This window comes from Streptomyces sp. NPDC058773, assembly GCF_042746015.1.
In the GTDB taxonomy this organism is placed as follows: domain Bacteria; phylum Actinomycetota; class Actinomycetes; order Streptomycetales; family Streptomycetaceae; genus Streptomyces.
In genome coordinates, this window is the sequence record NZ_JBHYPE010000023.1 from 1 (window position 1) to 24,010 (window position 24,010).

Sequence of the window (24,010 nt, forward strand, 5' to 3'; positions counted from 1 at the left end):
GCTGAACCTGTCGGGCGTACGGACCGCGGCGCGGGCCGGGTTCGCGGTGCTGGCGATGGAGATCGTGGTGCTCGCGGTGTTCGTGGTGGCGGCGGTGGTGGAGCTGGTCGCCCACGGGGCTCCGCGGGGCTGGGCCGCGCCGCTGACCGGGGAGGGCGGCTTCTCGGTCGGGGCGGTGCCGGCCGCGGTGTCGGTGGCGGTGCTGTCCTATCTGGGCTTCGACGCGATCGCGTCGTTCGCGGAGGAGGCCGGTGGCGGGCCGGGCGGCCGGGGGTCCGGCGGGCCGGAGCGGGTGGCGCGGGCGGTGCTGGTCTGTCTGGTGGTGGCCGGGGTGCTGTTCGCGGTGCAGACGTATCTGGCGGCGCTGCTGATGCCGATGAGCGCGGCGGAGCTGGCCGCCCGGCCCGCGGAGCAGGGGGCGGCGTTCTACACCACGGTCGACTCGGCGGTGGGGCGGTGGCTGCACGATCTGGTGGCGGTGAGCAAGGCGGTCGGCGCGGCGTTCGCGGCGCTGGCGGGGCAGGCCGCGGCCGGCCGGCTGCTGTTCGCGATGGCCCGGGACCGGCGGCTGCCGGGGGCGATGTCGAAGGTGGACGCGGGCAGCGGGACGCCGCGCCGGGCGCTGCTGGGGGCGGCCCTGGTGACGCTCTTGGCGGCGGTGGGCGCGGCCCGCAGGGACGACGGGCCGGCGCAGTTGTCGTCGATCGTGAACGTGGGGGCGCTGACGGCGTTCGCCCTGCTGCACGCCTCGGTGATCGGCTGGTTCTGGATCCGCGGACGGCGGGGGCACCCGCGGGCCGGGCGGCGCCGGGAGGCCGGGGGCGAAGGGCCGGGTGTGCTGCGGCATGCGGTGGTGCCGCTGGCGGGGCTGGCGGTGGTGCTCGCGGTGCTCGCCGAGGCGTCCCACACCGCGCAGTTGGTGGGCGCGGTCTGGCTGGTGGCGGGGCTGGTGGTGCTGGCGGTGCAGCACGGCGGACGGGCGCGGGCCTGAGGCCGGACCGCGGGACGGCCGGGCAGCCGACAGCGGGAGGCCACGAGACCGGACGTCCCGCGCGAGGCGGCCGCCGGGCGGCGCCCCGCCGGACGCCTCCCCGAGCGCCGACGAACGCGCGACCACCGGCCACCCGCCCCGCGGCCGTGGCCACCCGCCGCGCGGCCGCCGCCACTGTCAGTGGCCGCCGCTACTCTCGCTCGTATGGCTGTTTCTACGTCCCCGGAAACGCCGATCCCGGTCGGCGAGGTGTCCCGGCTCATCGGCGGCTGGATCGAGCGGCTCGGCGCGGTGTGGGTCGAGGGGCAGATCACCCAGCTCTCGCGGCGGCCCGGCGCGGGGGTGGTGTTTCTGACGCTGCGCGACCCGTCGTACGACATCTCGGTGAGCGTGACGTGCTACCGCCAGGTCTTCGACAAGGTCGCCGATGTGGTCAGCGAGGGCGCCCGGGTGGTGGTGCACGCCAAACCGGAGTGGTACGCCCCGCGCGGCCAGCTGTCGCTGCGGGCCGCCGAGATCAAGCCGGTCGGGGTCGGTGAACTCCTCGCCCGGCTGGAGCAGTTGAAGAAGGCGCTGGCGGCGGAGGGCCTGTTCGCGGCGGACCGCAAGAAGCCGCTGCCGTTCCTGCCGCAGCTGATCGGTCTGGTCTGCGGCCGGGCGAGCGCCGCGGAGCGGGACGTCCTGGAGAACGCCCGGCACCGCTGGCCCGCCGTCCGCTTCGCGGTGCGCAACGTCCCGGTGCAGGGGGTGCATGCCGTCCCGCAGGTGGTCGCGGCGGTCCAGGAGCTGGACGCGCTGCCCGAGGTCGACGTGATCATCGTGGCCCGGGGCGGCGGCAGCGTGGAGGATCTGCTGCCGTTCTCCGACGAGCAGCTGATCCGGGCGGTGAGCGCTGCCGTGACGCCGGTCGTCTCGGCGATCGGCCATGAGCCGGACTCCCCGCTGCTGGACCTGGTCGCCGATCTGCGGGCCTCGACGCCGACGGACGCGGCGAAGAAGGTGGTGCCGGACGTCGGCGAGGAGCTGGCCCGGGTCGAGCAGCTGCGGGAGCGGGCGCGGCGCGCCGTCGAAGGCTTCGTGCAGCGCGAGGAGCGGGGGCTGGCCGCGGCGCTCCACCGCCCCTCCATACAGCGCCCGCAGCGGATGGTCGAGGAGCGCGAGGAGCAGGTCACGGCCCTGCTGGAGCGCGCCCGGCGGACCCTGGGGCACCTGCTGGACCGCGCCGACTCGGAGCTGACGCACACCCTCGCGCGGGTGGTCGCGCTCTCCCCCAAGGCGACGCTGGAGCGCGGCTACGCGGTGCTGCAGAAGCCGGACGGGACGGCGGTGCGCTCACCGCGGGAGGTCGGCCCGGACGACAGCCTGCGGGCCCGGGTGGCCGAGGGCGCGTTCACGGTGCGGGTGGACGGCGCCCCGGGCGCCGCCACGGCCGCCGAATAGTGCAGGGACGGACTCTTAGGGTGGGAGACATGGCGAAGGCGAAGACGGACGACGTGGCGGACGCGGAGCAGGGTGCGGCGGCCGGTGCGGCCCAGGTGGCCCCGGTGGACTCCACGCTCGGCTACGAGCAGGCGCGGGACGAGCTGATCGAGGTCGTCCGCAGCCTGGAGGCGGGCGGCACGACACTGGAGGAGTCGCTCGCGCTGTGGGAGCGCGGCGAGGCGCTGGCGAAGGTCTGCCGCCGCTGGCTGGACGGTGCGCGGGCCCGGCTGGACGCGGCGCTGGCGGAGCCGTCGGGCGAGTCCGGGGCGGAGCGCGCCTAGAGCGGCGACGGCGGCCCGGGCACCGGAATTCCGCAGTCGGGACGGCCCCGCGCACCGGAACCGGCCCCGGACCGGCACTGCGAAACGCCCCGGAACCGGCCCGCGCCGCCCCCCATTGTGAACCGACTCACAATGATCCAATTTTAGTTGAAACTTAATCTACCCTGTCTACAGTGGTTCCCGTACAGCAGTCTGTGAGGGCGCCGCAGCCACCGGCGCCCGCAGCACCGCCGCAACCGAACCCCCCAGCTGACTCACCGAGGTGCCTTTATGTCTCTCGCCCTTGACGCCGCCGCCCAGGACCTCCTGTTCCGCGAGGCCCAGACGGCCAACACGTTCACGGACGAGCCGGTGACGGACGAGCAGATTCAGGCCGTCTACGACCTGGTCAAGTACGGTCCGACCGCCTTCAACCAGACGCCGCTGCGGATCACCCTGGTCCGTTCCGAGGAGGCCCGCCGCCGCCTGGTCACCCACGCCATGGGCGCCAACGGCCCGAAGACCCTCAGCGCGCCGCTGACCGCGGTCCTCTCCGTGGACCTGGAATTCCACGAGAAGCTGCCGAAGCTCTTCCCCGCCGCCCCGGGCATCAAGGACTCGTTCTTCTCCGAGGCCGCGGCCCGCGAGGTGGCCGGCACCCAGAACGCCACCCTCCAGGCCGGCTACTTCATCGTCGGCGTCCGCGCCGCCGGCCTGGCCGCCGGCCCGATGACCGGCTTCGACTTCACCGGCATCGACAAGGAGTTCTTCGGCGACGGCAAGCAGAAGTCCTTCCTCGTCATCAACATCGGCAAGCCGGGCGCCGACGCCTTCTTCCCGCGCTCGCCGCGGCTGGCCTTCGACGAGGCCGTCACCACCGTCTGAGCCCGCCCCGGCAGCAGCCGCTCGCGGCGTCCCGCGGGAAAGCCGATCCACGCACGAGGCCGCCGCACCCCTCCCGGGTGCGGCGGCCTCGTCGTCGTTCCGCTCTCGTCAGCCCTTCTTCGCCACCAGTGCGGCGGCCAGGTCGGCGAGCCGTCCGTACGGCGCGGTGCCGGTGACGACCGTGGTCACTCCGGACTCCGCACGGACCAGCGCCCGGTACTTGTCGCCCTCGTAGCGGTCCCACTTCTTGCTGCCGACGGCCTGCTTGCCCTCGACCTTGGCCGCCCCGAGGGTGACGTCCTTGATGAACTTCCGCGGCAGGGCGTCGCTCTGCTCGACGGCCGCGTACTGCTGCTCGGGGTCGAGCATGCCCAGATGCCAGGCGCCGCCCTTGCCGTCCTCGTTCGCCCGGTACGAGACGGAGGTGGCACGCCAGGTCCTGGGCAGCCCCTCGGGCGCGGCGACCGCATAGGGTGCCGCCCGCCGGGCCGTGATCAGTTCGACGCGGTAGTCGACCCGCTTGACCGCGTTCTTCGCCGCGTCCGCGCTCTCGTCGTGCGGGATGAAGATGTAGATCGCCCCGACGAGAACGCCGATCACCGCCAGCGACAGGACCATGTCCCGCACCGTTTGCCTGCCTCGCATACCTGCCACGCCCCTATGGTCCCCTATGGCCGCCGCGGACCGGACAGGCCCCCCGGTGACAGCTGTCACCTGCACAAACGACCGGGCACCGGACTCTCGGGGAGCCGCTCATGCGTGGGGCCCTCTGCTCATTTTGGCGCGCTACGGATAAGGTCGGTATCACCCTCATCCTCCACGGCCGTCGCCGTACAGAAAGGTGCGCTCGATGACCGAGCATCATCTCCCGTCCCAACTCGAGGTCAGCCCCGAGGCCCCGGACCGCAACCTCGCCCTGGAACTCGTCCGGGTGACCGAGGCCGGAGCCATGGCGTCGGGCCGCTGGGTGGGACGGGGTGACAAGAACGGCGCGGACGGCGCGGCGGTCAAGGCCATGCGCGCCCTGATCCACACCGTCTCGATGAACGGCGTCGTGGTCATCGGCGAGGGCGAGAAGGACAACGCCCCGATGCTCTACAACGGCGAGCGCGTCGGCGACGGGACCGGCCCGGAGTGCGATGTGGCCGTGGACCCGGTGGACGGCACGACGCTGACCGCCAAGGGCATGGCGAACGCGGTCTCCGTGCTGGCGGTGGCCGAGCGCGGCTCGATGTTCGACCCGTCCGCGGTCTTCTACATGGACAAGCTCGCCACGGGCCCGGAGGCCGCCGACTTCGTCGACATCACGGCCCCGGTGGCGGTGAACATCAAGCGGATCGCCAAGGCGAAGAAGTCCGCGGTCGAGGACGTCACGGTGGTCATCCTGGACCGTCCCCGCCACGACGGCCTGGTCAAGGAGGTCCGGGAGGCCGGGGCCCGGATCAAGTTCATCGCCGACGGCGATGTCGCGGGCGCGATCATGGCCGCCCGTGAGGGCACCGGCGTCGACCTGCTGCTGGGCATCGGCGGGACGCCCGAGGGCATCATCGCGGCCTGTGCGCTGAAGTGCCTGGGCGGCGCCTTCCAGGGCAAGCTGTGGCCCAAGGACGACGAGGAGCGGCAGCGCGCGCTGGACGCCGGGCACGACCTGGACAAGGTGCTGGAGATCGACGACCTGGTCCGCGGCGACAACGTCTTCTTCGTCGCCACCGGCATCACCGACGGCGAGCTGCTGCGCGGGGTCCGCTACCGCGCCGAGAACGCCTACACCCAGTCCCTGGTGATGCGTTCCAAGTCCGGCACCATCCGCCAGATCGACTCCCAGCACCGGCTGTCGAAGCTGCGCGCCTACAGCTCGGTGGACTTCGAGCGCCCCAGCTAGGCAGACGGCCGTACGGCCCCCGTACACACATGCCGCCCCCGCCGGAGAGTCTCCGACGGGGGCGGCATGACCCCTGCTTCCTGTGCTGCGCCGTACGGGCCGAAGCGGTGCCGCGGCGGTCAGCCCGCCGCGGGGATACGGGCCGCGCGCTGGAGCTCGCTCTCGCGGCGCCGGCGGCGGGTCAGCACGACCCGGCGCTCGGCCGCGGTGAGCCCGCCCCACACCCCGTACGGCTCGGGCTGGAGGAGGGCGTGCTCGCGGCACTCGACCATCACGGGGCAGCGGGCACAGACCCGCTTCGCGGCCTCTTCTCTGGCCAGCCGGGCGGCGGTGGGTTCCTTGGACGGGGCGAAGAACAGCCCGGCTTCGTCACGGCGGCACACCGCCTCCGAGTGCCAGGGACCGGCCTCGTCGCGAGCAGGCACTTGCTGGGACGGAACGACAGCGGCATCCTGCAGGGGCTGTTGCGGTAGCAGCACGGTCTACTCCTGACGACGGCTTCGGCGCGAGAATCACCCTTGCCCGTCTCGCTGCGCACGGCCTTTTTCCGCACCCCGCAGCCGTACGAGAGACGATGCACCAGCCCTACCCGCTGTGCGCACGCTTATGCACACCGTGGCGATCGTGCGACAACGGGACAAGCGCCGGCGGACGAAGCCTCCGGGAACACCGGGACGCGCGCCCGGCACGCCCGCCGGCCGCGGCCCCGAGCCGGCGCCGCCACCCGCCGTCAGTCGTCCCAGTGCTTGCGGAACCGGTCCCGGCGCTCACGGCGTTCGGCACGGTGCCGCTCGCGCCACTCCCGCTGCTCCTGACGCAACTGCAGGTGCTGCTCGCGCAGTTGCAGGTGCTCCTCGCGCACTTGCTGCCGCATCTCCCGGTGCCCCTGGCGCAGCCGGTCGCGCAGATCACGGATCCAGGCGCCGCGCTTGGGCTTGGCCTCCACACTGCCCAGCACGGCATAGCCGTTGACGACCACCTGCGGGGCGTCGGCGTCCTCCGCGTCATGGGTCTCGACCTCGAAGCTGCCGAGGATGCCGGAGCCGCTGCTGCGCAGCGTGATGTTCTCCGGGACCCGGATCTCCACGCTGCCGAAGACCGCCGTGACATTGATCTGGATCTGCTGCTGCGGGAAGACCGCCTCGGTCAGATCGATCTCGACGGAGCCGAAGAACGCCACCGCGTTGATCCGCGCCGGGGCCCGCCAGCGACCTTTCCGGACGGCGGCGCTGAAGACCGCGACGAGGTTCTGGTCGGGAACCGGGGCGGTGGGCCCGTACGCAGAGCCGCCCGCGTCCTGCCGCGGCCGGCCGGCGCCCGCGACGGGGAGGTCCCGCACCACGGGCTCCAGCTCCCCCACGGTCTTGGCGCGGTAGACCGCGTCGATCCGCTCCGCGTGCTCCTCCGGGTCGAGCCGGCCCTCCGCCAGCGCCTCGCGGAGGATCCCGGCGATCCGGTCGCGGTCCGCGTCGGACGCCCGGATGTCGCGTTCGGCCACCGCGGGCGAGGGCGGGGCCGCCGGCTTGGTCATGTCCAGCGGCTGCCGTTCCTGCTTCTGTAGCGGTCCGGGCGGGGTTTCAGGGCCCGGACGTCCCCCGTTGTCTGCATCCACCGCCCCAGCGTACCGAAACGCGATAGATCGCGACCAGGGATCGAACGGACCGGCGACCGCGCCGACTGAGCCTTACCTCACACCGGCATCCGCGCACCAGGGTTCTACGCTGTTCAGGCGCTGCCGTAGATGCCAGCCGGACCTCTCCGAGTAAGGAATGACCTTCGATGCCGGAATTCGCCTACACCGACCTGCTCCCCGTAGGTGAGGACAACACCCCGTACCGCCTCGTCACTTCGGAGGGCGTGAGCACCTTCGAGGCCGACGGCCGGACGTTCCTCAAGGTCGAGCCGGAGGCGCTGCGCAAGCTGGCCGCCGAGGCGATGCACGACATTTCGCACTATCTGCGCCCGGCCCACCTCGCCCAGCTCCGCAAGATCCTGGACGACCCCGAGGCCAGCGCCAACGACCGCTTCGTCGCGCTCGACCTGCTCAAGAACGCCAACATCGCCGCCGCGGGTGTCCTCCCCATGTGCCAGGACACCGGCACCGCGATCGTCATGGGCAAGCGCGGCCAGCAGGTCCTGACCGAGGGCGGCGACGAGGAAGCGCTCTCCCGCGGCATCTACGACGCCTACACCCAGCTGAACCTGCGCTACTCGCAGATGGCCCCGCTGACCATGTGGGACGAGAAGAACACCGGCTCCAACCTCCCGGCGCAGATCGAGCTGTACGCGACCGACGGCGGCGCCTACAAGTTCCTCTTCATGGCCAAGGGCGGCGGCAGCGCCAACAAGTCCTTCCTCTTCCAGGAGACCAAGGCGGTCCTCAACGAGGCCTCCATGATGAAGTTCCTGGAGCAGAAGATCCGCTCGCTCGGCACGGCCGCCTGCCCGCCGTACCACCTCGCGATCGTCGTCGGCGGCACCAGCGCCGAGTACGCGCTCAAGACCGCCAAGTACGCCTCCGCGCACTACCTCGACGAGCTGCCGGCCGAGGGCTCCCCCACGGGCCACGGCTTCCGCGACAAGGAGCTGGAGGAGAAGGTCTTCGAGCTGACGCAGAAGATCGGCATCGGCGCCCAGTTCGGCGGCAAGTACTTCTGCCACGACGTCCGCGTCGTCCGCCTGCCCCGCCACGGCGCGTCCTGCCCGGTCGCCATCGCCGTCTCCTGCTCCGCCGACCGCCAGGCCGTCGCGAAGATCACCGCCGAGGGCGTCTTCCTGGAGCAGCTGGAGACCGACCCGGCCCGCTTCCTCCCGGAGACCACGGACGAGGAGCTGACCGAGGGCGCGGGCGCGGACCTCGACGCGGTCGCCATCGACCTCAACCGCCCGATGGACGACGTCCTGGCCGAGCTGACCAAGCACCCGGTCAAGACCCGCCTTTCCCTCACCGGCACCCTGGTCGTCGCCCGCGACATCGCCCACGCGAAGATCAAGGAACGCCTGGACGCCGGCGAGGAGATGCCGGAGTACCTGAAGAACCACCCCGTCTACTACGCGGGCCCGGCCAAGACCCCCGAGGGCTACGCCTCCGGCTCCTTCGGCCCGACGACCGCGGGCCGGATGGACGCCTACGTCGAGCAGTTCCAGGCGGCCGGCGGCTCCAAGGTCATGCTCGCCAAGGGCAACCGCTCCCAGCAGGTCACCGACGCCTGCCACGCCCACGGCGGCTTCTACCTCGGCTCCATCGGCGGCCCCGCGGCCCGGCTGGCCCAGGACTGCATCAAGAAGGTCGAGGTCCTGGAGTACGAGGAACTCGGCATGGAAGCCGTCTGGAAGATCGAGGTCGAGGACTTCCCCGCCTTCATCGTCGTCGACGACAAGGGCAACGACTTCTTCACTTCACGGGAACCCGAGCAGCCGACGTTCACCAGCATCCCCGTGCGGGGCCCTGGCCTCGCCTGAGTCATCCCCTGGCAGCCTCACAGAGCCCTCGGCGCCCGCCGGGGGCTCTGCTGTTGCCCGTGGGTCAGACGGCCCACACAGGCTTGCCCAGAGCGCCGCCGAGGCCACGGTTTACCCGACCACGCGAATATTGGCGTTGCCGCATAGACGGGGGTGCCAGCCCCTCGTACCGTCGTAGCCACCAGGCCCCAACAGGGGCCACCACAAGGGGGTTTCAGCATGGCGCGCGAGGAACTGACCCGACTCACCGGCAACGGAAACGGCACCTGCGGCAAAGATGACTGCCCGAACGTCTACCGCACCGCCAACGGCTCATTCGTCGTCCAGGGCGACCTTTCCCAGGCGTTCACGCCGCCCGAGGGAGAAGGGCTTGTGGAGATCCCCGAGAGCGTACTGAGGGAGGCCGTTCGTGTTCTTGGCTGGTGAGAAGTGGGCCGCACGGTTCGAGGACTTCCAGCAGGAAGCGTGGAGGCTTGAGACCCTGCCCCAATACCTCATGCCGCAGGAGGAAGACGAGTTCGAGGCATTCAAAGCGGGGACCCGAATCGACCCCCACGCCGTATCGAATGAGTACACCGACCGACTGCGCCGACAAGCCGCAGAAGGGCGCGCTCAGGGGCGCGTGCACATCGTGACGCGGCCACTAACGGACTACCTGCAATTCGAGTTCGCCCAGTATTACGCGCCCCACGCGCTAGCGGGTGAGCAGATCCGCATTCTCGATGTGACCGACCGAGATAATCCGCTGGCTGGCGTTCAAGACTTCTGGATGTTCGACCGTGCCGAAGTGGTGCTGATGAACTACCGCCCGGACGGGCAGCAAATAAACCGCGAAGTCTACGAAGGGGATGTAGCCCGGTTCATCGAATACCAGCGCATCGCGGTAGCTGAGTCGGTGCCCCTTGAGGAGTATGTGAAGGGCATTGACGTTTGAGCCCGAAAGCCTAGGTCAATCCAGGTCTGGCCTAGCGGAAGCCTTGAGAAGCCAGCGCAAGCGAGCCGGGAAAACACAAACCTGGCTCGCTCGCCGCTGCAACATGTCTCAAACCAAGGTAAGCAATATCGAGGGCGGCAAGCTCACGCCCTCTCTTGTCGACGTCGAAGTGATTATTGAAGCACTCGGAACCGACGGCCCCGTCGCTTCCGAAATTTTGGCGGTAGCAAGAACAGCCAACACGGAATGGCAAGACCACTGGTCCTCTCGCCGTAGGGGTTTGGAAAAGAAACAGAACGAGTTGGCGACGCTCGAATCAGTCTCGACAGAGTTCCGATTCTTCCTGCTGTCGATGATTACCGGACTGCTAGCCACGCCTGATTATGTGCGCGCCAGCATTGCCGACGTTCCCGGCGACCAGTCGAAGACCATTACTAAGAAGCTAGAACGACAGCAGGTGCTTTATGACTCCTCGAAGTCGTTCACGTTCATTCTCACCGAGCAGGCGGTGAGGTGGCCGCTACTCCCCCCGATGGCTATGGCTATGCAGCTCGACAGACTCGCGTCCGTCTCCCGTATTCCGAATGTGCAGCTAGGCGTGATCCCCTTGGGTGGACACATCCAGGAAAGGCCACTGAACACATTCACGGTCTACGACCGCCGGCTAGCCACTGTGGAAACCGGCACGGGGGCATTGATTTTGCGCGACCACAGAGACGTCACGGCGTACCTCAGGGATTTTGAGGCGTACGAGCGGTTCGCAATCTTTGGCGATGACTGCCGGGAGCTCTTGGCCGAGTGGTCCATGAACTTTACCCGACAACGCTAATAGAGCGTCTATCGCTGCACGCTTCCCGGCATCATTGCTTGCCACCGAGCAGCCGAGCCGGGGAGGCCCATAGCAATGAGCGGCAACACGATGACGACACCGCCTGTCCATCTGTCGCTCCTTCCCAGCACTCCGAAGCCAACCGAAGGATGCGCGGTTTGTGCCGCGCTGGCCAAGCAGCGCGCAGAGGCCGAGGCTAGAGGGAACTTTTCAGCGGCGGCGGATTGCAACGTCGAGTTGCGAAATTGCCCGCACCGGAGGGCCACCGACCGGAAACACGCATGACCGCCACCAAGGCGCCTCAAAAGCGAGCAGGCAAGGCCATTCGACGTAGGAGCGCCCCGCAGGCTGCGGACAGGCCGCAGGCCGTCCTTCTGACCTACTGCGGTGTTTGCACGGACCACAAGCGCATTTGGTGCCCGGACTGCTGCGGATTCGCGGGGTGCGACACCTGCGCATTCACGTACAAGGTTCCATGCCCTCAGTGCTCGGGCGGAACTCTGGAGCCGATCAAATGGTGAAGCGATTCCTCGGCCGCATTTTCTGGCTGTGTTTCGTCTTGCTGGTAGCCGCCTCTTGCGGACTGATCATCACGCTTGCCGCGACGCACAACCTATGAACTCCCGCCCCGGTTGGCGGAAACCCTGGACAGGTCGAGGGGGCCGGGGCGGGTTGCAGGACGGCGCGGGGACCGTATCCCCGCAGTACGTCGAAGGGATCAAGCACCATGAGCGGAGTCCCCGAATTCGCGTTCGTCAAGACGGCCGCATGCCGCGACAAGAAGGTGGGCAACTGCCCCGAGGTCGCGCTGAACGTGCCGGGCGTGGTCGCCTTGCGCGACAGCGAGCGGCCGGACACTATCGTCACCATGACGGCCACGCAGTGGACCGACCTCACGGCCGCTGTGAAGGCAGGTGAATACGACCTGAGCACCTGAGAGTAGGTCCCGTGCCGAAGTGCCCCCGCTGCTCTACCGATTGCCTCACGGACCCCGTGAGCGGCGTTCCCTGGTGTGCCCGGTGCGGGGAGTTCTTCGGTCTCTCGCTTCCCAGTTGCCGGGGGCTGTGGTGGTGGCGTCAAGCGGCCACACGCGGCCCCGTAAGGCCGCGCGAGCATTGAGAGCCGCCCCGTCCGTCTGTCTCCCCCCGTGACAGATGGGCGGGGCATTCTCCTATGCGGCCGACTGCTCGCCGAGCTTCCCCATGTTCAACGGCTGGATGAATACGGCTCCTTGGCCGTTCGGGAGCGGCGGAAGATCTTCCAAGGCGCGGACTTCATCGCGGGACATGAAGCCGTTGTTGATCGCTACCGAGTAAGCCTCATACCGGTCCTTCGTTTTCGCTCTCAAGCGAGCGTCGACATTGAACCGAATGAACTCGCCGGCTGGCAGCAGGAACGTCGAAACGGCCTGCTCTACGCGCACGATCCACGGCATCAGCGTTTGGTCTACGAAGAACTTGTTCTGTTCCTCGATACCAGTGCCCCAAGTCGACGTGACCGAGGAATCAACCAGGTATGCAGGAATGCGGTAGAGAAGAGCGATCTCGGACTTCTGGAAACGACGGGTCTCCAAGAATTGCGCCTGCTCGGGCGCAATGGTGATGGGCTTGAAACTCGCGCCACCCGTCAGAACTCCCACGCTGTGAGACTTCTTCACGCCCGCGTGCGTCTTGCGGAACATGTGGCGGAGCATCTTCGCTTCATCCGGCCGAGGCGTACCGGGGTGCTCGATTACACCCGTCATCGTGGTTCCCTGCTCGAAGAACCTCGTACCAAACTCTTGGGCCGTGAGGCCGAGGCCGATAGCTTCCCGCGCTACCTCAAGCGGGGAAAGGCCGCGAGACTTCCCCGGAACGGCGAACGCCGGAATGTGGAGGATCTGCGATACGTCGAAGAGCCGTTCCTCACCACCAACCCGAAAAGCCTTCGAGCCCACAGGGCCGTCAACAATATCCACATCCTGCGGATGCAGGCAGTAAAGAGCCGTGACGTTACCTGGGTCATCTCGGTCGGTTGCAATGAACGCATTACCATCGGAGAGAAGCGACGTGACAACACGGTGCCAAAACTCGTAAGTGGTCTGATGCGGGTTGGGCTGGTGAATCCAGGCCGGGGACTTCCGGTCTTCCAGCTTCTTCCGTATTCCGTTGGCCTTCGTCAGATGGTCAACTGGAAGCATGCTGATCCCGTCGGCTATTAGCGACTGGCACGCATAGACGGCGACGAGTTGAAGTGAGCTTTCCCGAGTGACGGAACGCCCCGAGAAGGTTCGGGGGCGCAGCCCCGAAAGGGCATCATCTCGGCCGTTCCCGAATAGGGAAAGCGGTTGGGAGTAGCGGCCGGTCATTCTGCTGAAGAAGCTCACAACCAACCCTCGATCTGGCCAACTGCCATCCTCGTTCGCTTGCGCAGAGCGCGAATCAAAAACTTCACAGTGGATCTCCAATGCCAAAGGGCCGCCCGGGTTATCTCCGGACGGCCCTTCTACGGGCTAACTAACCTTGACAACCTGAACGCTCGAAGCCTCGGCAACGGACGCGCCGGCCACACGCACCACAATTCGGTAGGTAACCTGGTCGCGGTCGAATCGAAAATCCTCGGAAGCGTTGATGTACGCCTGGCTGCGGATTCCGAAGAATACGCGGGACGCGTCGCAGACGATCGCCGTCTTAGCGCCAACGTTCGCGGACACCAGTAGCGGGAGGCCCCAAACGGTCGTGAGCGGCGTTCCAGTCGGCGCACCGGCCTGATAGGTGCCCGCAGTGCTCGCCTTCTCCTTCATGAGCGCGGCCTCAACGTCCGGCGAGACGTACACAACCGACGGCTTTCCATTGGCCATCCGGACGCGCGTAATCGCGTCCGCCAGGTCATCGAAGGAAGGGAGCTTTCCAGCGCCGAGAGTGGTCGTCACACCCTGGCCGGTGATTCCCTTAATCGGGTTGGTGCCGCTGCCGCCAAAGGCGTCAGCGGCCGGGCAGCTGACGCGTCCGCAGGATTTCGCAGAGCCCCCGGCGTCTCGCCGGGGGCTCTTGCCGTACCCGGGCGCCCCTGGCGGCACGCCCCCGGCCGTCACGTCCGATTCCGCCGCCCCCCACCCCGCCGGAGCCGGGCCCGGACCGCGCGCTGGGCGACAGGCCCGAGGTCTTCCAGGACGCCGAGCAGCCCGGACAGTTGCTCCAGGGCGTCCAGGGCGGCCAGGGCTCCCTCCGGGTCGACGCCCTCGTAGAGTTCCAGGCCGACGAAGCTCGCGGCGAGGGCACGGGAGAGGCCGGGGACGTCCACGAAGGCGGCGATCGGGGTGTCGGCGAGCACGCGCGCCAGTACCTGTTCGATCTCCTCGATCCAGAGGGCGAGTCCGGCGGCGGTCGCGGGGGCGAGGCGGGGCTGGGTCTGGGCGCCGGCCAGGAGCTGGGCGAGGACGGCGACATGGCCGCCAGCCCGCTCCTCGGCGTGCAGCTCCCGGCCCAGTTCCAGGAGTTCGGTGAGGGTGCCGACCCGGGCGAGGCGTTCGCGGTAGCGGGCGACGCGCTGCTCGGCGCCGTACCGGCAGGCGGCCGCGAGGAGTTCGTCGACGCTGCCGAAGTGGTAGAAGACCAAGGCCTGGTTGACCCCCGCGGCGGCGGCGATGCTGCGGGCCGAGGTCTTGGCGATGCCCTGTTCGGTGACCGTCCGCAGCGCGCCGGCGAGCAGTTTCGTACGGGTGTCGGCGGTCATGTCCGGGCCTCCTCGCGCAGCGGCCGCAGTCCGGCGCGTACCCCGTGCTCGGTGACGTCCACGAACTCGGCGGTGAAGGACCCCTCGTAGCCGAAGAGCGGGCCGAACCTCCGGTTGCCGACCCGCACCTGGATGCGGAAGCGCCCGGCCTCCTCGTCGTACGACTCGCGCACCACGGCGTCGCCGCCGATCAGGTCCGGCACCCGGACGTCGACCGGCCCCTCCCGGAAGCGGTGCTCGCCGGAGCGGATGACCAGCGCGCCGCTGCCGTCCACCGAGAAGTGCAGGTCGGTGGCGAGGTGCTGGTGGGTGCCGAGGTAGTCGACGACGCAGCCGCGCTCGGCGCTGAAGACCATCGTGGCGTCGAAGCGCCGGGGGCGGCCCGGGAAGGCGAAAGTCCGGACGAAGGTGACGGTTTCGCGGCCGAAGGAGTCGGTGTACGGGACATTCTCGATGACGAAGGGGATGTTCCGGCCGGTCTGCGGGACGAGGATGTTGCGGCTGCCGCCGAGGGCCAGGAACGGCCGGACGAAGCTGCGGCCGTGCCAGATCCGGTCCATGGTGCCCCGGCCGACGCAGGCCTCACCGCTGTCGGTCCCGATGGAGAAGCGCCGCCGGATCTGCGGGTGCAGCCGGTCGAAGTCGGCGCCCAGGGCGCGTTGGAATATCGAGGTCATGACGGCTCCAGGGTGGCGAGGAGGGCGGTCGGGGCGCCGGAGTTCCCGCCGCGTCCGGCGGCCCGCTCCGGCGGGCGGCGCAGGCAGCGGCGGGCCGCGGGGGTGATCGGCGTGGGCGGCAGCAGCAACGCGGCGGCCGTCACGGCGAGTACGGCGACGACGGCCACCGCCGCCGGGGCGACGACGGGGACCACGGCCGCGGTGCCGAGAACGGCGGCCGTACGGACGAACAGCTCGGCGAGGGCGCAGCACAGCGACCGCTCCGGGGTGATCCCGCGCTCGCACCACAGCCGCAGCCGGTCGAAGGACCAGGCGGTGGCCCAGCCCATCAGCGGCCGGAAGAGGAACCGGTCGACGGCCCGGCCGAAGCGGCCCCAGCGCGGCCGGTAGTCGTATCCGGTGAGGAACCGCAGCGCGTCGCCGTCCGGGACGTACCGCCAGTACCCGCGGCCCTCCCGGATGAGCGACAGCGGGTGTGCGGAGGAGAAGCGGAGGGCGGAAGTCCGGGTGCCGTCGGGCCGGTTGCGCTCACCGGCCGAGACGCCGGTTCCGTCGACCGTGAGCAACGGCAGGACGCGGGTGGCGTAGCGGAAGTGCTGCGGCTCCCCCGGCGCGCAGGGCAGATAGTCGATCTCACTGAACCTCAGGTCCCACCTTTGATGCCGGTCCGGCAACTGGCTGCGGTCCCAGACCTCGTCGAGCCCGGCGCGGATGTGTATCTCCACAGCAGCCCCATGCGGCTCCCCCGTCCCAGACGTTTTGAGCGACTGCTCAAACACAGCGTAAGGCGTTTTGAGCAGTCGCTCAAGAAGGGGGCTCGGGGCGGAGGTTGCTCCGGCTCAGGTGTCGGGAGCGGCCGCCGTTCACCGGCCGGGGACGCCGGTCCTCGTCGACACGGCGCCATGGCAGGCGGAATCCGAAGACCTGCCACGACGGTGATCACTACACTGTTCGAGTGACACCTGACCTGTGTCACCTCACTCATTTCTCGACCACATGGGGGACATGAACCATGCGCAAAATGGGCCGTTCGCTGGCGGTTGCCGTCACATCCGTGGCGGTTGCCGGTATCGCCTTCGCCGGAGTCACGCCGGCCAGTGCCGCTCCGGTGGGTGCCACGGCGGCGAGCAGCGCCAAGTGCGACGCCATCCAGAAGGCCATCAGGCAGCACATGATCGCGGCCGACAAGTACCAGGCGCTCGCCAAAAAGGCCTACCCGGACCGGGACAAGGTCGCCCAGTACAAGGCGAAGGCGAACGGCGAGCTCAGCGCCGCCGATGCGTACAAGAGGGAGTTGGAGAGGCAGTGCGCGCGGTGACGTCACCGCGATGATGTGCCAGGGCCCGGCTCCTCGGAGCCGGGCCCTCGTGCGTGCGCCGTCGGGTGAGCGGACTTCCGTATCCGGGAACAGATCGGCGGCCGCGGGTACTGAGAGAGTCATGAGCGAAAACGGTGACTTCAGCGAATCCGGCGACAACGACTCCGGTGGCTTCCGGACCGAGCACGACTCCATGGGCGAGGTGCGGGTGCCCGCGCACGCGAAATGGCGGGCGCAGACGCAGCGGGCGGTGGCGAACTTCCCGGTTTCCGGGCAGCGGCTGGAGCGGGCGCACATCGCGGCGCTGGCCCGCATCAAGGGGGCGGCCGCCCTGGTCAACGGCGAGCTGGGGGTGCTGGACAAGGAGATCGCGACGGCCGTCCAGGAGGCGGCGGCCGAGGTCGCCGAGGGGCGGTGGGACGAGCACTTCCCCATCGATGTGTTCCAGACCGGGTCCGGGACGTCGTCGAACATGAACACCAATGAGGTCATCGCGACGCTGGCGAGTGAGCGGCTGGGGCGCGAGGTGCATCCGAACGACCACGTCAACGCGAGCCAGTCGTCCAACGACGTCTTCCCGTCGTCGATCCACATCGCGGCGACCTCGGCGGTGCTCGACGAGCTGATCCCGGCGCTGGAGCAGCTGGCGGAGAGCCTGGAGCGGAAGGCCGAGGAGTTCGCCGAGGTCGTGAAGTCGGGGCGGACGCATCTGATGGACGCGACGCCGGTGACACTGGGCCAGGAGTTCGGCGGCTATGCCGCCCAGGTGCGCTACGGCGTCGAGCGGCTGCGGGCCTCGCTGCCGCGGCTGGCGGAACTCCCGCTGGGCGGCACGGCGGTGGGGACCGGCATCAACACCCCGCCCGGGTTCTCGGCCGCGGTGATCGCGGAGGTGGCGCGGGCGACGGGGCTGCCGCTGACCGAGGCACGGAATCACTTCGAGGCGCAGGGGGCGCGGGACGCGGTCGTCGAGACCAGCGGGCAGCTGCGGACGATCGGGGTCGGGCTGACGAAGATCGCCAACGATCTGCGGTGGATGGCCTCGGGACCGCGGACCGGGCTCGCCGAGATCGCGCTGCCGGATCTCCAGCCGGGTTCGTCGATCATGCCGGGGAAGGTCAACCCGGTGATCCCGGAGGCGGTGCTGATGGTGGCGGCGCAGGTCACCGGTAATGACGCGACGGTGGCGGCGGCCGGGGCGGCCGGCAACTTCGAGCTGAATGTGATGCTTCCGGTGATCGCGAAGAACGTGCTGGAGTCGGTGCGGCTGCTGGCCAATGTGTCGCGGCTGCTGGCGGACCGTACGGTCGACGGGATCACCGCGAACGTGGCGCGGGCCCGGGAGTACGCCGAGTCGTCGCCGTCGGTCGTCACCCCGCTGAACAAGTACCTCGGGTACGAGGAGGCCGCGAAGGTCGCCAAGAAGTCCCTCGCGGAGCGGAAGACCATTCGCGAGGTGGTCCTGGAGGGCGGCTATGTCGAGCGGGGGCTGCTGACCGAGGCGCAGTTGGACGAGGCGCTGGATGTCCTGCGCATGACGCGTCCGTAACAACGGGGCGGCGCAGGATACCCCGTTCGTCACACCCGGTGCGGCTCAGGTCACGGCGCGCGTCATGTGGCGCCACTAAGATCTGCGCATGACAGCGGACACAGTGGACACGAGGGAAGGCGAGACGGCCGGCGGGCGCAGGACGCCCGCGGCGCGGCGGGCGGCGGACCGGGCGCGCTGGGCGCCGGGGGAACACATCCTCTGGCGCTATCGCGACAACGCCGACCCCGGGCGGTTCCACATCTGCCGGCCGATGACCGTGGTCCAGGACACCGCTGACCTGCTGGCCGTATGGATGGCGCCGGGCACCGCGGTGGTCAAGCCGGTGCTCGCCGACGGCACCCCGGTGCACCGCGAGCCGCTGTCCACGCGCTACACCAAACCCCGCCGGACCGCCCGTGACCAGTGGTTCGGCACCGGGGTGCTGAAGCTGGCCCGGCCCGGCGACCCGTGGTCGGTGTGGCTGTTCTGGGAGCGCGGCTGGCAGTTCAAGAACTGGTACGTCAATCTGGAGGAGCCGCGCCGCCGTTGGGCGGGCGGCATTGACTCCGAGGATCACTTTCTCGACATCTGTGTCTATCCGGACCGGCACTGGGAGTGGCGGGACGAGGACGAGTTCGCCCAGGCGCAGCGGGACGGGCTGATGACGGACGCACAGGCGGCCGAGGTCAGATCCGCGGGCCGGGCCGCGATCGCACAGATCTCGGCCTGGCGCGCACCGTTCGCCGACGCCTGGGAGGACTGGCGGCCCGACCCGGCCTGGGGTGTTCCCCGGCTCCCGGAGGACTGGGACCGCGCACCGGAGCGTTTGCAGGCGTGAGGGAGTGAAGTGAAACGACGTGAGTGAAGGGGGCGAACCGTGGAAAGGTGCGCCTATGGGCAAAGCTGTATCCCGCAGGGCGGGAGACGGGGCCGAGCCCCCTTGCTGCGCCCCGGGCCTTCAAACGTAGGATCGTCCTCCGCAAGACTGCACAGGCGCAACTCCAGAACTGGAAAACGAACTTGACCGCGGTCGCAGGAGGGGCGAGGTCGTGAGTGCGACTAGCTACGACGGATATGAGGGGCTGAACCGGTTAGCACTGGACCGGGCCGGCCAGGCCGAGGCGTTCGACGCGATCGGCAACCGGTATGACGACGCCTTCCCGCACAAGGAGGGCCAGCTCGCCTCGGGCGCCTGGCTCGCCGACACCCTGCCCGCCGGCTCGCGCATCCTGGACCTCGGATGCGGTACGGGCCTGCCGAGCGCCCGCCAGCTCGCGGACGCCGGGCATCGCGTCGTGGGTGTCGATCTCTCCCCCTCGATGATCAAACTGGCCCGGCAGCACGTCCCCGGCGCCGACTTCCACCGGCTGGACATCGCCGATCTGCGCGGCGGCCGGCTCGGCGGCCCCGGCTCCTTCGACGGTATTGCCGCTTTTTTCTCCCTGCTGATGCTGCCCCGTGCCGAAATCCCTTACGCACTGGGCATGCTGCATGATCTCCTACGTCCTGAGGGGCTGCTCGCCCTGTCGATGGTCGAGGCGGATGTGGACGACTTCACGATTCCGTTCCTGGGCAACTCGGTCCGGGTATCGGGTTACCTGCGGGACGATCTGCGCCGGGTCGTGCATGACGCGGGCTTCGACGTCGTCGGGGAGGATGCCTACGCATACGCCCCGTCAAGTACGGACGTACCACCCGAGATCCAGCTCTTTCTGCACCTGCGACGCGCTTGAGACGCAGCGCGTCGGGCGCGGCCGCACGGTCGGCACGCCCGCAACGCGGCGCGTCGGGCGCGCAGCCCCGGACGGATGGAATCCCACGCGTGACGGAGCACCCCACCTCCCACGAATCGCGGCAGTCGGCCCCGACCGCCGCGTCCTCGCTGTCCCCTGCCCGGGGGCCGGCCGGGACGGCGCCGCTGGGCGCGGTCCCCGACCCGCGCAGCGCGCTGCAGCAGCCCGGCACGGCCGGGTGCGTACCGGTGCCCGGCACCGGCTTCGCGGTGCGCGGCGGGGACGACATAGGTTTCACCGGCGTCCCGGTCACGGCCTCGGCGGGCTCGCCGTCCGGCCTCGACGACGGCGAGCCGCCCGCGGACCACGGCGCGGCGCGGCGGGACCCGTCGGCGGACGCGGACCGCGCCGCCGCCGGGCACTCCGGCGGGCGCGCCACCGATCACTCCGCCGCACACCGCGGCGGCCAGGCCGCCGGACGCAATGCCTCGGTCCCGTATGGGGAGGCGTACGGCGACTCGTACGGGGAGGTGTCCATGCCGGCGAGCGGACGGCCGGACGGGGCGGGCCGGGAGACGGCCCGTGCCGGACGGCGGGTGGCGCAGGGCGCGGTGGGCCGCGCCGGGGCGCCCGAGCCGGGTGAGGAGCCGTATCACGGGCAGCGCCCGCGGCCCGGCGATAACGGTGTCGGGCGCCCGCGGGCGCGCGGCGAGGAGCCGGGCGGGACGGTGCCGGAGCAGGCGCCGCACGGCGGCCGGTCCACGGCCTCCGGTGCGCCGCACGGCGAGGTGTCGCGGCCGGCGGCCGGGGAGGCCGCCGGGGCGCAGGTGCCCGCGCCGGCCGGTCCGCCGCCGGCCCCGCTGCCCACACCGCCGGCCCGCTCTGCGCACCCGGGCGAGAGTGTCGAGGTGGCCGCGGCCCGGCAGGCCGGCGGGGACCGGCTGCGCTTCATCGGGGCGGCGACCCGGCGGATCGCCCGGGGCATCGACCTCGACGAGATCGTGCTGGGGCTGTGCCGGGCGACGGTGCCGACGTTCGCCGACGCGATCCTGGTCTATCTGCGGGACCCGCTGCCGGTGGGCGACGAGCGGCCGACCGGCCCGGTGGTGCTGCGGCTGCGCCGTACCGACCGGATTCCGGAGGAGCCGGACACCAATGGCGCCCGGCTGCCGGTGCTGCCCGCGCAGCCCGATCTGGGCCCGGCAATGGGCGGCAGCGCGGCCGAGCTGGCCGAGGTGGAGCCCGGCGGTCCGCTGGCCGAGGTGCTGCGGGGCGTCCGGCCGCTGTTCGGCGAGGCGCAGGCGGCACGGACGGCGCTGCCCGAGCTGCTGGGGCCCGATCCGCGGCTGCCGGGCGGCCACCGGGTGATCCTGGCGCCGCTGCGGGGCCGCCGCCGGGTGATCGGTGCGGCGGTGTTCCTGCGCCGCCCGGACCGGCCGGCGTTCGAGCCGGACGATCTGCTGGTGGCGGCGCAGCTGGCGACGCACACCGCGCTGGGTGTGGACAAGGCGGTGCTCTACGGCCGCGAGGCGTACATCGCCGACGCGCTCCAGCGCACGATGCTGCCGGACTCGCTGCCGCAGCCGACCGGCGTCCGGCTGGCCAGCCGCTATCTGCCGGCCGCCGAGACGGCCCGGGTGGGCGGTGACTGGTACGACGCGATCCCGCTGCCGGGCAGCCGGGTGGCGCTGGTGGTCGGCGATGTCATGGGGCACTCGATGACCTCGGCCGCGATCATGGGCCAGCTGCGGACCACGGCCCAGACGCTGGCCGGTCTGGATCTGCCGCCGCAGGAGGTGCTGCACCACCTCGACGAGCAGGCCCAGCGGCTCGGTACGGACCGCATGGCGACCTGCATGTACGCGGTCTACGACCCGGTGGCGCACCGGATCACCATCGCCAACGCGGGGCATCCGCCGCCGGTGATGCTGCACCGCGGCGGGCGCGCCGAGGTGCTGCGGGTGCCGTCGGGCGCGCCGATCGGTGTCGGCGGGGTGGACTTCGAGGCGGTGGAGCTGGACGCCCCGGCGGGCGCCACGCTCGTCCTGTACACCGACGGTCTGGTCGAGTCGCGTATCCGGGACGTGTGGACCGGGATCGAGCAGCTGCGGGAGCGGCTGGCGGAGACGGCCCGGCTGACGGGTCCCAATCCGCCGCCGCTGGAGCCGATGTGCGACGAGGTGCTGGACATGCTCGGCCCCGGCGACCGCGATGACGACATCGCGCTGCTGGCGGCCCGGTTCGACGGGATCGCGCCGAGCGATGTCGCGTACTGGTATCTGGACCCGAAGGCGCAGACCGCGGGCCAGGCCCGGCGGCTGGCCCGGCGGGCGCTGGCGCGCTGGGGTCTGGAGGAGCTGACCGACCAGCTGGAGCTGCTGGTCAGCGAGGTGGTGACGAATGCCGTGCGGTATGCGGAGCGGCCGATCACGCTGCGGTTGCTGCGAACGGACGTACTGCGCTGCGAGGTCGGCGACGACGTTCCGCAGCTGCCGCGGCTGCGCCAGGCCCGGCCGTCGGACGAGGGCGGGCGGGGGCTCTACCTCGTGAACCGGATGGCGCGACGCTGGGGCGCGACCCGCCTGAGCATGGGAAAGGTCGTCTGGTTCGAGCTGTCGATGCCGCCGGGGGCGCAGCGCCGCTGAGGTCCGCCGGGCATCCGGCCGCCGTCCCACATGTTGGACCCCGTCTGAGACCGGACGGGGTCCAACTCTTGCCGACATGCCGTCGGAGGAGTTGACTGCTTTGGTGGGCGTAAGGGATCGACTGCCCCAATACGGGACGGACCGCCCTCGCTCCCCGTCGTCGATTCAGGAGGCACTCCTCCATGACCAGCACGCACCATGTCCCGCGCACCACGAACAACGCCGGCGTTCCGGTGGAGAGCGACGAGCACTCCCTCACTGTGAGCCCGGACGGCCCCATCCTGCTCCAGGATCACTACCTCATCGAGAAGATGGCCCAGTTCAACCGGGAGCGGGTCCCCGAGCGGGTGGTGCACGCCAAGGGCGCCGGCGCGTACGGCTTCTTCCAGGTCACCAATGACGTCAGCCAGTTCACCAAGGCGGACCTGTTCCAGCCCGGTAAGACCACCGAGATGCTGGCCCGCTTCTCGACCGTCGCGGGTGAGCAGGGCTCCCCCGACACCTGGCGCGACCCGCGCGGCTTCGCGCTGAAGTTCTACACCGAGGACGGCAATTACGACCTGGTGGGGAACAACACCCCGGTCTTCTTCGTCCGGGACACGATCAAGTTCCAGGACTTCATCCGCTCGCAGAAGCGCCGCCCGGACAACGGGATGCGCGACAACGACATGCAGTGGGATTTCTGGACGCTCTCGCCGGAGTCGGCCCACCAGGTGACCTGGCTGATGGGCGACCGCGGTATCCCCAAGACCTACCGCCACATGAACGGCTACGGCTCGCACACCTACATGTGGGTCAATGCCGGCGGCGAGAGGTTCTGGATCAAGTACCACTTCAAGACCGACCAGGGCATCGACTTCCTCACCCAGGAGGACGCGGACCGGATCGCCGGCGAGGACGGCGACTACCACCGGCGTGATCTCTTCGAGGCCATCGACGCCGGAAACGCCCCGTCGTGGACGCTGTATGTGCAGGTCATGCCGTTCGCGGACGCCCCGGACTACCGCTTCAACCCGTTCGACCTGACCAAGGTGTGGCCGCACGGCGACTACCCGCTGATCGAGGTCGGGCGGATGACGCTCAACCGGAACCCCGAGGACTACTTCATCCACATCGAGCAGGCGGCGTTCGAGCCGTCCAACATGGTGCCCGGAGTCGGCCCCTCGCCGGACAAGATGCTGCTGGGCCGGCTGTTCTCGTACGCGGACACCCACCGGTACCGCATCGGCCCCAACTACGCCCAGCTGCCGCCCAACCGGCCGCATGTGCCGGTCCACTCGTACGCCAAGGACGGCCCGATGCGGTACGAGCCGTCCCGCGCGGCCCGCCCGTACGCCCCGAACAGCTACGGCGGACCGGAGGCGGACACCCTGCGCTACGGGGAGCCCGCGGGCTGGGAGACCGGCGGTGACATGGTCCGCGAGGCCTACACCCTGCACCGGGACGACGACGACTTCGGCCAGCCGGGCACGATGGTCCGCCAGGTCCTCGACGACGCGGCCCGCGACCGGCTGGTGAGCAATGTCGCCGGTCATCTCCTCAACGGCGTCAGCCGTCCGGTCATGGACCGCGCGCTGCAGTACTGGCGCAACATCGACAAGAACGTGGGCGACCGGATCGCCCACAAGGTGAACGGGGGCTGAGGCCCGCGCCGCCTCCTCCCCCAC

Annotated in this window: 24 protein-coding genes; 16 read left to right on the plus strand and 8 right to left on the minus strand. The window is 70.0% G+C overall.

Features of this window, described 5'->3' with window-relative positions; all coding sequences use genetic code 11:
- The 4 genes from ACFW5B_RS20465 to ACFW5B_RS20480 all read left to right on the plus strand — a co-directional run.
- On the plus strand, nt 1-991 hold a 991-nt coding region (locus ACFW5B_RS20465; protein WP_386441203.1), incomplete at its 5' end, for an amino acid permease.
- Nucleotides 992-1,195: 204 nt separating this feature from the next.
- Complete coding sequence (gene xseA / locus ACFW5B_RS20470) at nt 1,196-2,431, plus strand: exodeoxyribonuclease VII large subunit (protein WP_386441206.1); 1,236 nt, start codon at nt 1,196-1,198, stop codon at nt 2,429-2,431.
- A 29-nt stretch (nt 2,432-2,460) separates the two neighbouring features.
- The gene (locus ACFW5B_RS20475) at nt 2,461-2,754 is read left to right on the plus strand and encodes an exodeoxyribonuclease VII small subunit (protein WP_386441209.1); all 294 of its coding nucleotides are present in this window, start codon (nt 2,461-2,463) and stop codon (nt 2,752-2,754) included.
- A gap of 270 nt (nt 2,755-3,024) precedes the next feature.
- Nucleotides 3,025-3,618: a malonic semialdehyde reductase gene (locus tag ACFW5B_RS20480; protein ID WP_386441212.1), complete on the plus strand. Its 594-nt coding sequence runs from the start codon at nt 3,025-3,027 to the stop codon at nt 3,616-3,618.
- Between the two features lie 108 nt (nt 3,619-3,726).
- Here ACFW5B_RS20480 and ACFW5B_RS20485 read toward each other — a convergent pair whose 3' ends face one another.
- Nucleotides 3,727-4,236: a DUF4245 domain-containing protein gene (locus tag ACFW5B_RS20485; RefSeq protein ID WP_386441498.1), complete on the minus strand. Its 510-nt coding sequence runs from the start codon at nt 4,234-4,236 to the stop codon at nt 3,727-3,729.
- Nucleotides 4,237-4,468: 232 nt separating this feature from the next.
- On the opposite strand from ACFW5B_RS20485, the gene glpX reads away from it, so the two are divergent.
- On the plus strand, nt 4,469-5,500 hold the full coding sequence (gene glpX, locus ACFW5B_RS20490) for a class II fructose-bisphosphatase (protein ID WP_386441215.1): 1,032 nt from the start codon (nt 4,469-4,471) through the stop codon (nt 5,498-5,500).
- A gap of 119 nt (nt 5,501-5,619) precedes the next feature.
- On the opposite strand, the gene ACFW5B_RS20495 is transcribed toward glpX, so the two are convergent.
- Both ACFW5B_RS20495 and ACFW5B_RS20500 read right to left on the minus strand, forming a co-directional pair.
- Nucleotides 5,620-5,979 carry a WhiB family transcriptional regulator gene (locus ACFW5B_RS20495; protein WP_386441218.1) on the minus strand — a complete coding sequence of 120 codons (360 nt, stop codon included), beginning with the start codon at nt 5,977-5,979 and terminating at the stop codon, nt 5,620-5,622.
- A 251-nt stretch (nt 5,980-6,230) separates the two neighbouring features.
- A complete protein-coding gene (locus ACFW5B_RS20500; RefSeq protein ID WP_386441221.1) occupies nt 6,231-7,112 on the minus strand; it encodes a DUF1707 domain-containing protein in 882 nt (293 codons plus the stop codon).
- 167 nt (nt 7,113-7,279) lie between these two features.
- Between ACFW5B_RS20500 and ACFW5B_RS20505 the strand changes: the two genes are divergently transcribed.
- The 5 genes from ACFW5B_RS20505 to ACFW5B_RS20525 all read left to right on the plus strand — a co-directional run bounded on the left by ACFW5B_RS20505 (nt 7,280) and on the right by ACFW5B_RS20525 (nt 11,662).
- Nucleotides 7,280-8,962 carry a fumarate hydratase gene (locus tag ACFW5B_RS20505; RefSeq protein WP_386441224.1) on the plus strand — a complete coding sequence of 561 codons (1,683 nt, stop codon included), beginning with the start codon at nt 7,280-7,282 and terminating at the stop codon, nt 8,960-8,962.
- A 219-nt stretch (nt 8,963-9,181) separates the two neighbouring features.
- Nucleotides 9,182-9,388 (plus strand): hypothetical protein, encoded by a 207-nt coding sequence (locus tag ACFW5B_RS20510; RefSeq protein ID WP_093601018.1) that lies wholly within the window; start codon nt 9,182-9,184, stop codon nt 9,386-9,388.
- Nucleotides 9,372-9,896 carry a DUF6879 family protein gene (locus ACFW5B_RS20515; RefSeq protein WP_386441229.1) on the plus strand — a complete coding sequence of 175 codons (525 nt, stop codon included), beginning with the start codon at nt 9,372-9,374 and terminating at the stop codon, nt 9,894-9,896. The genes ACFW5B_RS20510 and ACFW5B_RS20515 overlap by 17 nt, the downstream gene beginning before the upstream one ends.
- Nucleotides 9,886-10,725 carry a helix-turn-helix domain-containing protein gene (locus tag ACFW5B_RS20520; RefSeq protein WP_386441232.1) on the plus strand — a complete coding sequence of 280 codons (840 nt, stop codon included), beginning with the start codon at nt 9,886-9,888 and terminating at the stop codon, nt 10,723-10,725. The genes ACFW5B_RS20515 and ACFW5B_RS20520 overlap by 11 nt, the downstream gene beginning before the upstream one ends.
- A gap of 727 nt (nt 10,726-11,452) precedes the next feature.
- Entirely contained in the window at nt 11,453-11,662 is a 210-nt protein-coding gene (locus ACFW5B_RS20525) for a DUF397 domain-containing protein (RefSeq protein ID WP_386441235.1), read from the plus strand.
- 234 nt (nt 11,663-11,896) lie between these two features.
- Here ACFW5B_RS20525 and ACFW5B_RS20530 read toward each other — a convergent pair whose 3' ends face one another.
- From ACFW5B_RS20530 to ACFW5B_RS20550, 5 genes are all read right to left on the minus strand, one after another.
- Complete coding sequence (locus ACFW5B_RS20530) at nt 11,897-13,090, minus strand: phage portal protein (protein ID WP_386441238.1); 1,194 nt, start codon at nt 13,088-13,090, stop codon at nt 11,897-11,899.
- Nucleotides 13,091-13,216: 126 nt separating this feature from the next.
- Entirely contained in the window at nt 13,217-13,798 is a 582-nt protein-coding gene (locus tag ACFW5B_RS20535; RefSeq protein ID WP_386441241.1) for a phage major capsid protein, read from the minus strand.
- Nucleotides 13,795-14,439, minus strand: a complete 645-nt coding sequence (locus tag ACFW5B_RS20540; protein WP_386441244.1) for a TetR/AcrR family transcriptional regulator — start codon at nt 14,437-14,439, stop codon at nt 13,795-13,797. The genes ACFW5B_RS20535 and ACFW5B_RS20540 overlap by 4 nt, the downstream gene beginning before the upstream one ends.
- A complete protein-coding gene (locus tag ACFW5B_RS20545; RefSeq protein WP_386441247.1) occupies nt 14,436-15,116 on the minus strand; it encodes a DUF4166 domain-containing protein in 681 nt (226 codons plus the stop codon). The genes ACFW5B_RS20540 and ACFW5B_RS20545 overlap by 4 nt, the downstream gene beginning before the upstream one ends.
- Nucleotides 15,113-15,841: a hypothetical protein gene (locus ACFW5B_RS20550; protein WP_386441250.1), complete on the minus strand. Its 729-nt coding sequence runs from the start codon at nt 15,839-15,841 to the stop codon at nt 15,113-15,115. Before ACFW5B_RS20550 ends, ACFW5B_RS20545 begins: the two co-directional genes overlap by 4 nt.
- A 296-nt stretch (nt 15,842-16,137) precedes the next feature.
- On the opposite strand from ACFW5B_RS20550, the gene ACFW5B_RS20555 reads away from it, so the two are divergent.
- The 6 genes from ACFW5B_RS20555 to ACFW5B_RS20580 all read left to right on the plus strand — a co-directional run bounded on the left by ACFW5B_RS20555 (nt 16,138) and on the right by ACFW5B_RS20580 (nt 23,986).
- Nucleotides 16,138-16,434, plus strand: a complete 297-nt coding sequence (locus ACFW5B_RS20555; protein WP_386441252.1) for a hypothetical protein — start codon at nt 16,138-16,140, stop codon at nt 16,432-16,434.
- A 121-nt stretch (nt 16,435-16,555) separates the two neighbouring features.
- Nucleotides 16,556-17,983, plus strand: a complete 1,428-nt coding sequence (locus tag ACFW5B_RS20560) for a class II fumarate hydratase (RefSeq protein WP_386441255.1) — start codon at nt 16,556-16,558, stop codon at nt 17,981-17,983.
- 88 nt (nt 17,984-18,071) lie between these two features.
- On the plus strand, nt 18,072-18,803 hold the full coding sequence (locus tag ACFW5B_RS20565) for a DUF402 domain-containing protein (RefSeq protein ID WP_386441258.1): 732 nt from the start codon (nt 18,072-18,074) through the stop codon (nt 18,801-18,803).
- Between the two features lie 211 nt (nt 18,804-19,014).
- Nucleotides 19,015-19,698: a class I SAM-dependent DNA methyltransferase gene (locus ACFW5B_RS20570; RefSeq protein WP_386441261.1), complete on the plus strand. Its 684-nt coding sequence runs from the start codon at nt 19,015-19,017 to the stop codon at nt 19,696-19,698.
- Between the two features lie 89 nt (nt 19,699-19,787).
- Nucleotides 19,788-22,343 (plus strand): SpoIIE family protein phosphatase, encoded by a 2,556-nt coding sequence (locus tag ACFW5B_RS20575; RefSeq protein WP_386441264.1) that lies wholly within the window; start codon nt 19,788-19,790, stop codon nt 22,341-22,343.
- A 182-nt stretch (nt 22,344-22,525) separates the two neighbouring features.
- Nucleotides 22,526-23,986, plus strand: coding sequence for a catalase (locus tag ACFW5B_RS20580; RefSeq protein ID WP_386441268.1), 1,461 nt, complete (start codon nt 22,526-22,528; stop codon nt 23,984-23,986).
- The last annotated feature ends 24 nt before the right edge of the window (nt 23,987-24,010 follow it).